Here is an 11915-nt window from a genome sequence, read left to right as displayed (position 1 = left end):
CTCCACACCGTACTACAGCCGTAGTTCGCGCGATAGGTTGTGCTCATGACCGCACGCACCACCGCCGGGGACACCCCCCGCGCCGAACTGATCGCCGATGCCGCACTGCGGCTCCTCGCCGAGCGCGGGATGCGCGGGCTGACCCATCGCGCGGTCGACGAGACGGCCGGGCTTCCGCAGGGCTCGACGTCCAACCACGCCCGCACCCGTCAGGCACTGCTCGAGACGGCAGTGCGGCGGCTGGCCGAGCGCGAGGCGGCCGTACTGGCCGTGGAGGAACTGCCGGCGGCGCTCGACGGCCGGGGCGGTCTCGACGGTCGTGGCGATCTCGGGGGCGACATCCTCGATGGACTCGCCCTCGCCCTGCACCGGTACCTGACCGCCCACCGCGAACTCCTCATCGCCCGCTACGAGCTGGCGTTGGAGGCGAGCCGGCGGCCGGAGCTGCGGACGTTCTACGACCAGGCCGGCAGCCGGTTCCGAGGCCCGCTCAACGCACTGATGGCGGCGGCGGGATCACCCGAACCGGAGCGCCACTCACTGTCGTTGATCGCGTGGTGCGAGGGCCTGATGTTCTCCTGCGCCGTGGGCTCCTACCACTCCGCCGTCCCCAGCCGCGACGAACTGCGTACCGGATTCGACGAGCTGCTGCGCGGCATGCTCGGCCCACGAGCCGGACAGGGAAGATAAGCGCTGGCGGCAGGCGGGGCGGTGCCACAAGATGGCGGTCATGACAACTGATGATCGCCCCGAGCCGTCCACCACCGCCGCCGAACGCGACATGCTGGAGGGCTGGTTGGAGTACCACCGCGAGACCCTGATCCTGAAATGCGCCGGCCTGAGCGACGAGGAGCTGCGGACGGCATCGGTGCCGCCGTCCGCGCTCACGCTGATGGGCCTCGTCCGCCATCTCGCGGACGTCGAGCGCTACTGGTTCCGCGAGATCATGACCGGCCAGGACATCGCGGCCCTGTACTACAGCGAGGAGGACCCGGACGGGGACTTCCGCGTCACGGACGAGAACACATGGGCGCAGACGCACGAGACCTGGCGCGCCGAGGTCGCCGCGGCCCGTGAGGCCGTCGCTCACATCGGTCTCGACGACCTGAGCGGCGCGAAGAGCTCCAGCGGCAAGTCCTTCAGTCTGCGCTGGATCATCACGCACATGATCGAGGAGTACGCCCGTCACAACGGCCACGCGGACCTCCTGCGCGAGCGGATCGACGGCGCCACCGGCGAGTGACCGCGCCCGCCTGACGTCCGGCATCACCCGTGCGGGCCATTCTCGGCCTGTCCGGGTGAAGAACGCACCGGGCACACAGCAGAGTTACGCGGGTGCACCGATCAAAGATCACAGCGAGAGTAATGGTGGGGATGGCGGCGGCCTGGGCCGCGACCGGCTGCGTGTCGGTCGAGGCGCGGCCAGGTCCCGTATCGCCGTCGGCACCCAGCGCGCGGCCGGGGCAGGCGGGGGATCCGCAGATCGTGCAGGGCCCGGCTCGTGAGGCTCTCGAAGCGGCGCTTCCGGACCCGTCCCCCGCGCCCACGCCGCCGCCGGCCCGCAGGGCGGCGACCTCACCTCCACCGCCGCATGAGCCTGCCGACGAGCCGCGGGCCCCACGGGTGCCGGATGTACGCCGGCCCGCCGTGCCCTCCGTTCCCCCGGTGCCGGCCGTCGGCCGGGACGTCTGCGCGCTGGGCGAGGGATACGGCGGCTGGCGGCCGGACAGCCCCGGGGCCAGGATCTGCCGGGACGCCTACGGGGGTTGACGTCAGGTGGCGCCCGACGCGTCAGGGTGCGTCCAGCGAGCGCTCCAGCCGGTCGATCGCGGTCCGGATGCCGCTTGCGTATCCGTCGTCCGTCAGGGCGCCCGTCGCCGTTCGCGCCAGGTCCAGATGGACCCGCGCCGTCTCCGGACGGTTCAGCTTCACATAGTCGGCGGCGAGGTTGAGATGGAGCGAGGGGTAGAAGGCCCGCATCGCGGGCGCCTGCTGGTGCCGGGCCAGCCGCTCCTCACTCAGCCCGTCGGCCGCCGACAGGGCCCGTAGATCCCAGGCCAGCTCGTCGCCAGGGTCGTCCTGGGTGTCGGCCATGTAGTGGGCCAGGGTGCAGCGGTGCAGGGGATCCCCGCTCTCGCCGATCTCCGACCACAGCACCGCGAAGCGATTGCGCGCCTCCTCACGGTCCCCGCCGTGCAGCAGCATGATCGCTTGCCCGATCCGGGTCATGACGGCGTCCTCCGACGCCTCCTGCTGCTCCATCACTGCGGCCTCCCACATCAGAACGGCGATTGCGCTCCCCCGTGGTCCGACGCTAGCCGCCGGTCCTGGCAATCCCGGACAGGCTCGGGCGCGGGCCCGAGCCTGTCAGCCGGGTGCGCGAATGCGCTCAGCCCAGGTCGGGGATCCGCCAGTCGATCGGGGCATGGCCCTGCGCCGTGACCGCCTCGTTGATCTGGGTGAAGGGGCGGGAACCGAAGAACTTCTTCGCCGACAGCGGCGAGGGGTGCGCACCCTTGACGACGACGTGCCGCTCCTCGTCGATGAGCGGCAGCTTCTTCTGCGCGTAGTTGCCCCACAGGACGAACACGGCCGGGTCGGGCCGCGAGGCGAGCGCGCGGATCACCGCATCGGTAACCTTCTCCCACCCCTTGCCCTTGTGGGAGTTCGCCTCACCGGCGCGGACCGTCAGCACGGCGTTGAGCAGCAGGACGCCCTGCTCGGCCCACGGCATCAGATAGCCGTTGTCCGGGACGGGGTGGCCGAGCTCGGCCTGCATCTCCTTGTAGATGTTGCGCAGGGAGGGCGGGGTCTTGACGCCCGGCCGCACCGAGAAGCAGAGACCGTGCCCCTGCCCCTCTCCGTGATACGGGTCCTGGCCGAGGATGAGCACCTTCACCCGGTCGTACGGGGTGGCCTCGAGGGCGGCGAAGACCTCGGCCCGGGGAGGGTAGACCGGACCGTTCGCCCGCTCCTTCTCGACGAACTCGATGAGCTCCTTGAAGTACGGCTTCTGCAGCTCTTCGCCGAGGACGCCGCGCCAGGACTCGGGCAGCATGTCGGTGTCGGTCACGTCAACAACCTCCGGTAAGGGATCAGTTCCGAGATCTCGTCTCCGAGATCTCAGAACCTACCCGCGGCCACTGACAATCGTGGCTACCAGCTGGCCTTGCGGTACAGCTCCCACATCATCATGATCGTCTGCGGGTCGGTCGAGCGCTCGCCGCCGCCGATCTCCTCGCTGGCCGCCACATACAGCTTGCCCTGCCACACCGGCAGCAGCCGGACGTCGTCGGCGAGGATCTTCTGGGCCCGCTCGAACTGCGAGGTGACCGCGCCGCGGTCGCTCTCACGCCGGGACTGCGGCAGCAGCTGTTCGGTGATCACGGGGCTCTCGTACGGGGTGCCCAGCACGTTCTTGGGGCCGACGAACGGAGCGACGAAGTTGTCCGGGTCGGGGAAGTCGGGGAACCAGCCGCGGCCGAAGACCGGGTAGTCACCCTTCTTGTAGCCCTCCTGGAACTCCTGCCACGGCTTGCCCTGGATGGTGATCTTGAACAGACCCGAGGCGTCCAGCTGCCGCTTGAGCTCGGCGAACTCCGGAGCGGTGGCGGAGCCGTAGCGGTCGGTGGTGTACCAGAAGGTCAGGGGCACCTTCCCGGTGATGCCCGCCGCCTCGAGGATCTCCCGCGCCTTGGTCACATTGGGTTCACCGAAGCGGTCGAAGAACTCGGTGGTGTGCCCGGCGATGCCCTTGGGGACCATGGAGTACAGCGGCTCGGCCGTGCCCTGGTAGACCTTGTTGACGAGCGCGCCGCGGTCGAGGACCTGGGCGATCGCCCTGCGCACGGCGAGCTTGCCGGCGAACGGGTCCTTGGGGTTGAAGACGAGGTAGCGGATGTCGGCGCCGACCGTCTCGACAAGCTGGAGGTGGTCGTTCTCGGGGCGCTTCTCCTGCAGTTCGACGACCTCCTCCGCGGTCAGACCGCGGTTGATCGCGTCGATCTGCTTCTTCTTCAGGGCTCCCATCATGACGTCGGAGTCCTGGTAGTAGCGGATGGTGACCGCATCGTTCCGGACCTTCGCGAAGCCCTTGTACTTGCCGAACTTCGTCAGCTCGGCGCGCTCGCCCTTGGAGTACGAGTCCATGAGGTACGGCCCGGAGCCGGTGAGCTTGCCGTCCTCGCGCAGCTTGTCGGCCGGGTACTCCGACGGCGGGACGAGCGACATGGCGGGCGTGGCGAGGATGAACGGGAACGTGGCGTCGGGCTTGTTCAGGCGGAACGTGATGGTGCGGTCACCGGTCGTGTCGACCTTGTCGAGAGAGCCGAGCAGACCGTTGGGGCCACCCTGTACGTCGATCTTCCGGATGCGGTCGATGGAGTGCTTGACGGCAGCCGCGTCCAGCTTGTCGCCGTTGGAGAAGGTCAGGCCCTCGCGGAGCTTGCACTCGAATATCTGATTGCTGGTGTCCGTGAACCGGCAGCCCTCGGCGGCGTCCGGCTGCGGAGTGGTGCTCCCGGTCGGGAAACTCACCAGCGTCTGGAAGACATTCCGGTACAACTCCCATGAACCGTCCCAGGCAGCGGCCGGATCGAGAGTGGTCGGCTCACTCATCGTACCGACGGCTATCTTCTGCTCGCGGTCGGCTTCCTCGTCGGAGAAGAGGCCGCATCCCGCCAGCAGAGACATGGACGCTAGGGCTGCAGCGGCCTGCAGACAGGTCCGGTTGAACACGTGCACGCTCCTCGTTCAGCCATGAGTCGGCCGACCTTACCGCAGCGCCCCACCGGGTCAAGCCATGAGCCCGGCGGGGCACTTGGATCATTCAGGAACAAACCGGCTCAGATGGGCCGGTGGTGTCAGTGGACACCCGCATTGAGGAAGATACCGCCATCCACGACCAGCGTCTGGCCCGTGACCCAGCCCGACTGGTCGGAGGTGAGGAAAGCGGCCGCGCCACCGATGTCCGACGGCACTCCGAGCCGGCCCAGCGGGTAGGCCGCCGCGGCCTCCGCTTCCCGGCCCTCGTACAGGGCCTCGGCGAACTTGGTCTTGATCACCGCAGGAGCGATCGCATTGACCCGGACCCCCGGCGCCATCTCGTGCGCGAGCTGGAGGGTCAGATTGACCATGGCCGCCTTGCTCATGCCGTAGGCGCCGATGAAGGGCGAGGCGGAGACGCCGGCGACCGATGCGATGTTCACGATCGCACCGCCGTTCTCCTTCTGCCATGCCTTCCAGGTCTGCTGGGCGAAGCCGAGCGCCGAGATCACATTCGTCTCGTACACCTTGCGCGCCACACCGAGGTCGAGCTCGGCGATGGGCCCGAAGACCGGATTCGTCCCGGCGTTGTTGATCAGGAAGTCCACCCGCCCGAAGGCGTCCATCGCGGCCTCGACCGCGGCGGCCTGGTGAGCCTCGTCGTGGGCCTTGCCCGCGACAGCGATCACCCGGTCGGCGCCGAGCTTTTCCACCGCTTCCTTGAGGGCTTCCTCACCGCGCCCGGTGATGACCACCCGGTCGCCACGGGCGACGAGCGCCTCGGCGATGCCGTATCCGATGCCGCGGCTCGCGCCCGTGACCAGCGCGACCTTTCCGCTGTCCACGATCTGTGCAGTCATGTTCGTCGTACCCCGATTCAGTTGAGCGGGCCGCCGGCCACGTACAGGACCTGGCCCGAGACGAAGCCTGCGTCCTCGCCCGTGAAGAAGGCGATGGCGTTGGCGATGTCCTCGGGCCTGCCGACGCGCTGGACCGGGATCTGGGTGGCGGCGGCGGCCTGGAAGTCCTCGAAGCCCATACCGACGCGGGCGGCCGTCTGGGCCGTCATCTCGGTGACGATGAAGCCGGGGGCGACGGCGTTGGCGGTGATGCCGAACTTGCCGAGCTCCTTGGCGAGGGTCTTGGTGAAGCCCTGCAGACCGGCCTTGACCGCGGAGTAGTTGGCCTGGCCCCGGTTGCCGAGCGCGGAGGACGAGGAGAGCGACACGATCCGGCCGAAGCCCGCGTCCACCATGTGCTTCTGGACGGCCTTCGCCATCAGGAACGCGCCCTTGAGGTGGACGTTGATCACGGTGTCCCAGTCGGACTCGCTCATCTTGAACAGCAGGTTGTCGCGGAGCACGCCCGCGTTGTTCACCAGGATCGTCGGCGCGCCGAGCTCGGCCGCGACCCGCGCCACCGCCGCCTCCACCTGGGCACTGTCGGACACGTCGCAGCCGACGGCCAGGGCGCTGCCGCCGGCCGCGGTGATCTGCTCGACCGTGTCCTTGCAGGCCGCCTCGTCGAGGTCGAGTACGGCCACGGCGCGGCCCTCCGCCGCCAGCCGTACGGCGGTCGCTGCGCCAATGCCCCGCGCCGCCCCGGTCACGATGGCGACACGCTGCTCGGTGGTCGACATGCTGGTTCTCCTCGCCCTTGAAGTCCTTGAAGCCCTTGTTGCCCTGGCTTGCAACGGTGGAATCCTCTGCCGGTGGCCGCTCACGGCTCGCTCACTGAGCAACCGCTTAGTACCTTCGGCAGACGTGACGCTAGAAGCCCTGGCACTCGGTGTCAACGCCGCCAGGGCTGCCCGGCGCATGTCACACCGCATACGGCCCCTTCTCAGCGCACGAGCACATCGAGCAGACGCTCGACCTCGGCCTCGGGATCCGCTGTCAGGCCGGTGTGGACCGGGCTCGGCTGGACCACCGTCGAGCGGGGTGCGATAAGCCAGCGGAAGCGCCGTCCGGCGTCGTCGCGCGCCGCCTGGCCGGCGTCCTCGCCGCCCCGGCAGACCCCTTCGACGGCGTGCAGCGCCGCCCGTACCCCGGTCACGTCCGCCTGCGGGTCGAGCGCCGTCAGTTTGGCCTCGTCCAGATGGGTACGGGCGGCCACGAACGCCTTGGCCCGGCAGTAGAGCACCACACCCGCGTTGAAGAACTCGCCGCGCTCGACGCGGGGCACGACGCGCAGCACCGCGTACTCGAAGACGTCACGGTCGCTCACTGGTCGCTGTCCTTAGTGCTCTGCTTGGTCGCGTGGGGCCAGGGGGTCGCCTGCTCGGTCAGCCAGCCCGGAGCCTGCGACGGCTTGCGCTCGGTCCGCGGCCCGAGGCTGATGCGCTCATGGATGGTCGCCGCACGGGGCAGCAGCGCCTCCACGTAGGCCCGGCGCAGGGCATCGGTGGACTCGAAGCCCGGCTCGTCCACCAGCCACTCGTCGGGGACATCCGCCGCGACCTCGGTCAGCATTTGCTCGGTCACCAGCGGCGCGAGCTCGGCGGCGGCCGCATCGACGTCGGGGCCGAAGCGGGCGAGGGCATGGTCGGAGGCGTCGAAGGGCTTCGCGGCGGAGGCGGCGGCACCCGGCCAGTTGTGGTGCCAGATCATCGTGGCACCGTGGTCGATGAGCCACAGGTCCCCGTGCCACACCAGCATGTTGGGGTTGCGCCAGGAGCGGTCCACATTGTTGATCAGCGCGTCGAACCAGACGACCCTGCCCGCCTCGGCCGTATCCACCTCGTACGCGAGCGGATCGAAACCCAGCGAGCCCGGCAGGAAGTCCATGCCGAGGTTCAGTCCGCCGCTGGCCTTCAGCAGCTCCTGGACCTCCTGGTCGGGCTCGGACAGTCCGATGACCGGGTCGAGCTGGATGCTGACCAGCTCCGGCACCCGCAGCCCGAGCCGGCGGGCGAGCTGCCCGCAGACGACCTCGGCGACCAGGGTCTTGCGGCCCTGTCCCGCGCCGGTGAACTTCATGACGTACGTACCGAGATCGTCGGCCTCTACAATTCCAGGCAGTGATCCGCCCTCCCGCAAGGGTGTGACGTAGCGGGTCGCGGTGACTTCTGTGAGCATTTTCCCAAGCTATCGGGCCCAACGTCCGGTCTTCACGAGCAACGGTGCGGACCGAAGCCCACTCCTCCCCCGCAACCTGGGGTGAGCCGGGGACAATCTGGGGAGTTTCGGCTCCGAACCTCACTCTCCTGCTGCCCAGCGGACGTTGGACGACCGGCGCCCACGGCCGCGTTCCCTCGAGGATCACGCAGGCCGACCGACGCCGGTTGCTGCCGGCGAATCCCGACCTCGCCCACGGAGCCACCCGCACCGGGCGCGGCAGCATCATTAGTCGCCACTGCCTGCGGAACGGCGCCTTCACCATCCAGGCCGGGCCGCACATGGCGGCGTCACGGTCGGCGTCGGTGACCGGTTCGCGAAGCGGCCGAACCACGGGTTACGGCTCATCCCTGTCGTCCCCCTCGGCCCGCCCGGGCTCCGACAGTCTGCAGACCTCGCCTCCTTGCCGCGGGCAGACCTGGCCTTCTGCTTCCGTTCAGCCTGGCGCTTCTCGTCCTCAAGCCGCTTGCGGACCTGTTCCGGCTTTTCTCCGAGCTGATCCATGTTCATCTCCGTTCGGGTGCCGAAAGGTCAGATGTGCGGCCGGCGTCACACAGCTCCCCTCCCTCACACACCGCCCTACTGCGCCTTGAGTGAGCGGCCTCCGAAGGGGTAACCGCATGGTGGCCGTGGTAGCAACCGTCGGCCAACCTTGCTGAGAAGCGCACATCCCAAGGAGACAGCCGCCGTGGACACGCTGACTCACACCGAGCCAATAAGCCACCGGGTTCCCGCTGAAGAACGGGTGCGAACATGCCGCCCGGCGATCGCGCGACGGGAGGGGGAGCCGGAAGGCCCTGCGGACGCCGGGCTGGAATGGAACATCGTCCGCAGTGACGATTAGCAACGGGGTCCTGGCTTCTGGAATCCCGGCTGTCTCGACACCTCCGCAGGACGTGGCCGGGGCCGATTGGACTGTTCCCCGACGGCAGGAGGCGCTTCACCCGCAGCCGGGGCCACTGGTCACCGTCGCCCGCGCCGGAGGTGCCGGGTTTGATGCCGAGATCAATGGAATGAACGAAGTCGACCTCGGTGCCGAGTTCACCGAGTTTCTCGGCGACGACCTCCGCCAGGGCGTGGGTGTTGGAGGCTTGAGGGTGCAATTGGTGATCAATGCTTTCACGAGACGTCCGGCACTCCCCTTCGTGGCGGGGTCCGGTGACCGGGTTCAGTGACCGAGCTTCTGCTTCAGTTCGGACTTGTTCATCGAGGAGCGGCCCTTGATGTTGCGCTTCTTTGCCTCCTGGTACAGCTGGTCGTAGGTGGGGCCTTCCGCCCCGCTGTGCGAGCGCTCGCCGCCACGCTTCGACGAGGACTTGTCCTGCGTCGACGTCTTGCTCGCCGTCTTTGACTCCCCCGAGCGGGCCCGTTCCTTGTTCACGGTGCGGGAGGCGATCTCCTTGGCCCGCTTCGTGCTCTCTCCGCGCTGCTCAGCGCTTTCCTTGATGTGCTCGTACTGACGTTCCCGCTTGGGGCTCGAACCTCGAGGCATGACCACTCCTTGAACCAGATGTGGGGATGTGCCACTCACCCTGATGTGCCACTCACCCTGCGCGGCCCCGGACACGGCCGCACATGGTGGTAGGCAAAGCCGGTTCCCCATCCCTCTCCGGTTACACCGACCGCGACCGCGACATGCTGAGCAGGGTCCTCACCGGGCCGGGTCGCCACCCTCTGCAGGCCCCGGTCCTGCTCCCCGCGACCGGGCCTGTCTTTCCGCAGGCCGGAGCGCTGAATCGTCATCGGCTCCTGCCGCCTTTCGCGCCGCCTTTACCGGCGCCGGCCAGGACGTCCGCGACGAGCCGCAAGTCGGAGACCAGTCCCTCCTACACCGGCTCGCGATCGTCGGCACGCAGCACGGCGGACGGGTGGATCGTCGCCACCAGCCCCCTGATCCCCGTATCGGCTTCACCGTCCTCGTCGAGATCGGGCCAGGGCAGCAGGACTCCGCGCTGTTCGGTCACACGGAACGCCGACCCGAGCAGGGCCTTTCCTGCGGTCGCGCCGAGCGCCACGACCACCTCGGGGGACACGAGCCGCAGTTCGGCGAGGAGCCAGGGCCTGCAGGCCGTCATCTCGCGCAGGTTCGGGGCCTTGTGAATACGGCGCTTGCGGCCTTCCGGGACGGTGAACTTGAAGTGCTTGACCGCGTTGGTGACGTACGACCGCTCCGGGTCGATGCCCGCGTCTGCGAGGGCCCGCGCCAGCACCTTCCCGGCCGGGCCTACGAAAGGTCTGCCCTGCCGATCCTCCTGGTCGCCCGGCTGCTCACCCAGGAGCAGTACGCGCGCCCCCGTGTCGCCCTCGCCGAACACGGTCTGCGTCGCGTCCCGGTACAACGGGCATCCGTGACAGTCGGCGGCCGCCTTCCGCAGCCCGGGCAGGCCCGCGCGCCGACCGGGAAGGAACGGCGTGGCGTCGTACGCCTGCCCCTCCCCCACGTCAGGTGCCACGTCAGAGGTTCCGCTCATGACCAGCGTCCCGCCGTACCAGCCTTCGATGTCCGGCAGTTCCGGCACGTCCTCCTCCCAGGGTTTCCAGCCTGGGTACGGCCATGGTCGGGTCAGGGCTCCACATGTCGGCCGGGTACCCCGCGCTGGGCAGCACACCCGCTCCGGGGCTCCCGGATCCGGATGCAGGGCCACCCCCGCAGGCCAGGCCGAGGGGCCTCATGACCTACGTACCGAGATCGTCGACCTCGACGATGCCCGGGAGCGAGCCACCCTCACGCGGGGGCGTGACATAGCGGGATGCTGTGACTTCGGAGAGCATTGCCCCCACAGTAATCCTCGATCATTTGAACAACGCCCAGCGGCAGCCCGTACACCCTCATGAACCGGCCGGAGCAGGGGCCGGCAGTGATGGGAGCCAGCATGACCGGATCGCAGGGGAACACCCGGGCCGTGGCGCGGCGAACGGTCGTCGCCGCGGTGGGCGGGGCCGGTCTCGCCGGAGCGCTGAGCGCGTGCGGCAACGCGGACGACTCGGGCCCGCCCGCGTCGCAGCAGCAGCAGCCGACGGGCGGAACGGCGGACGGGGGTGCGGCCGGCACGGTGCTGGCCAGGACCACCGACATCCCCGAGGGCGGCGGGAAGGTCATCGGCGCTGTGGTGGTCACGCAGCCGCGTGCGGGCGAGTTCAAGGCATTCTCGTCCAAGTGCACGCACCGGGGCTGCGCGGTCAAGGGCATCGCCGACGGCACCATCAACTGCCCGTGCCACAACAGCCGGTTCGACGTGGCGGACGGCAGCGTGAAGGCGGGTCCCGCCACCTCACCGCTGCCGCCCGCCGCGATCACGGTCGAGGGCGAATCGATCAAGCTCGCGTAGGGATCCGAAGCTCGATCGAGCCCGCGCCGCACGGGGGGTGACGCGGGCTCGGTCAGGCACGCGTGGCCCGGCGCTGCCGTTTCCAGCAGGCGAGCACCTCGTCGCTGGTGACGACCGTGGATACCAGTGCCAGCGTGTTGCGGATCATCGCGGGGGTGTAGTCGGCCGGCACCCCCGCGATGGCGTCCGCCACGACGACCGCCGTGTAGCCGAGATTGACCGCGTCGAAGACCGCGTTCGGGACGGCGACGTTCGCCGAGACGCCGGTGACGACGAGGGTGCGGCAGCCCAGATTGCGCAGCAGGGCGTCGACGTCGGTACCGGCGAGGGGCGAGAGCCCGTGCAGCCTGCGTACCACGAGATCCTCGTCGGCGACCTCGATCGGCGGTGCGACACGTACCGCCGTGGAGCCGCTGTGCTGCTGCACCGGAAGCCGGGCGGCGGCCCGGAACAGCCGGGCATTGTGGCTGGCGCCGCGCCCGTCGGGCCGCCGTTCGGCGACGGCGTGCATCACCTGGACGCCTGCTTCGTGGGCGGCCGCCACCAGACGGGCGACATTGTTCAGGGCTCCCGAGGACCGGGCCGCATCGGCCAGTTCGGGCAGGGCGCTGTCCGTTCCGACGACGCCCTGCTGACACTCGACGGTGAGAAGGACCGTGGCGGACGCCTCGAGCTGCTCCGCGAGTTGTTCGTAGGACGGCAAAGG

Annotated in this window: 14 protein-coding genes; 4 read left to right on the top strand and 10 right to left on the bottom strand. The window is 69.3% G+C overall.

Features of this window, described 5'->3' with window-relative positions:
- Positions 1–45 precede the first annotated feature (45 nt).
- The 3 genes from ACFYWI_RS21845 to ACFYWI_RS21835 all read left to right on the top strand — a co-directional run bounded on the left by ACFYWI_RS21845 (position 46) and on the right by ACFYWI_RS21835 (position 1770).
- Positions 46–690 carry a TetR/AcrR family transcriptional regulator gene (locus tag ACFYWI_RS21845; RefSeq protein WP_389234966.1) on the top strand — a complete coding sequence of 215 codons (645 nt, stop codon included), beginning with the start codon at positions 46–48 and terminating at the stop codon, positions 688–690.
- A gap of 40 nt (positions 691–730) precedes the next feature.
- Positions 731–1243 (top strand): DinB family protein, encoded by a 513-nt coding sequence (locus ACFYWI_RS21840; protein ID WP_389234963.1) that lies wholly within the window; start codon positions 731–733, stop codon positions 1241–1243.
- A gap of 404 nt (positions 1244–1647) precedes the next feature.
- A complete protein-coding gene (locus ACFYWI_RS21835) occupies positions 1648–1770 on the top strand; it encodes a hypothetical protein (protein WP_389234960.1) in 123 nt (40 codons plus the stop codon).
- A gap of 21 nt (positions 1771–1791) precedes the next feature.
- Here the strand turns inward: ACFYWI_RS21835 and ACFYWI_RS21830 are convergent, their stop codons facing one another.
- The 9 genes from ACFYWI_RS21830 to ACFYWI_RS21790 form a co-directional block, all read right to left on the bottom strand.
- On the bottom strand, positions 1792–2265 hold the full coding sequence (locus tag ACFYWI_RS21830) for a hypothetical protein (RefSeq protein ID WP_389235568.1): 474 nt from the start codon (positions 2263–2265) through the stop codon (positions 1792–1794).
- Between the two features lie 124 nt (positions 2266–2389).
- On the bottom strand, positions 2390–3073 hold the full coding sequence (locus ACFYWI_RS21825; protein ID WP_389234957.1) for a uracil-DNA glycosylase: 684 nt from the start codon (positions 3071–3073) through the stop codon (positions 2390–2392).
- Positions 3074–3156: 83 nt separating this feature from the next.
- Positions 3157–4737, bottom strand: a complete 1581-nt coding sequence (locus tag ACFYWI_RS21820) for an ABC transporter substrate-binding protein (RefSeq protein WP_389234954.1) — start codon at positions 4735–4737, stop codon at positions 3157–3159.
- A 125-nt stretch (positions 4738–4862) separates the two neighbouring features.
- Positions 4863–5624 (bottom strand): SDR family oxidoreductase, encoded by a 762-nt coding sequence (locus ACFYWI_RS21815; protein WP_389234951.1) that lies wholly within the window; start codon positions 5622–5624, stop codon positions 4863–4865.
- Positions 5625–5641: 17 nt separating this feature from the next.
- Entirely contained in the window at positions 5642–6403 is a 762-nt protein-coding gene (fabG, locus tag ACFYWI_RS21810) for a 3-oxoacyl-ACP reductase FabG (protein ID WP_389234948.1), read from the bottom strand.
- A gap of 203 nt (positions 6404–6606) precedes the next feature.
- A complete protein-coding gene (locus ACFYWI_RS21805; protein ID WP_389234945.1) occupies positions 6607–6990 on the bottom strand; it encodes a DUF3037 domain-containing protein in 384 nt (127 codons plus the stop codon).
- The gene (locus ACFYWI_RS21800; RefSeq protein WP_389234942.1) at positions 6987–7841 is read right to left on the bottom strand and encodes a HipA family kinase; all 855 of its coding nucleotides are present in this window, start codon (positions 7839–7841) and stop codon (positions 6987–6989) included. Before ACFYWI_RS21800 ends, ACFYWI_RS21805 begins: the two co-directional genes overlap by 4 nt.
- A 1207-nt stretch (positions 7842–9048) precedes the next feature.
- Complete coding sequence (locus ACFYWI_RS21795; protein ID WP_389234939.1) at positions 9049–9372, bottom strand: plasmid stabilization protein; 324 nt, start codon at positions 9370–9372, stop codon at positions 9049–9051.
- Positions 9373–9706: 334 nt separating this feature from the next.
- Positions 9707–10351, bottom strand: coding sequence for a UdgX family uracil-DNA binding protein (locus ACFYWI_RS21790; RefSeq protein WP_389235565.1), 645 nt, complete (start codon positions 10349–10351; stop codon positions 9707–9709).
- Positions 10352–10753: 402 nt separating this feature from the next.
- On the opposite strand from ACFYWI_RS21790, the gene ACFYWI_RS21785 reads away from it, so the two are divergent.
- On the top strand, positions 10754–11209 hold the full coding sequence (locus ACFYWI_RS21785; protein WP_389234936.1) for a Rieske (2Fe-2S) protein: 456 nt from the start codon (positions 10754–10756) through the stop codon (positions 11207–11209).
- A gap of 52 nt (positions 11210–11261) precedes the next feature.
- On the opposite strand, the gene ACFYWI_RS21780 is transcribed toward ACFYWI_RS21785, so the two are convergent.
- A complete protein-coding gene (locus ACFYWI_RS21780; protein WP_389234933.1) occupies positions 11262–11912 on the bottom strand; it encodes a cysteine hydrolase in 651 nt (216 codons plus the stop codon).
- Between the last annotated feature and the right edge of the window lie 3 nt (positions 11913–11915).

It is taken from the genome of Streptomyces sp. NPDC002889 (genome assembly GCF_042888425.1).
In the GTDB taxonomy this organism is placed as follows: Bacteria; Actinomycetota; Actinomycetes; order Streptomycetales; family Streptomycetaceae; genus Streptomyces.
The sequence above is the reverse complement of the archived record's forward strand: the minus strand, read 5'-3'. Positions and strand labels throughout refer to the sequence as shown.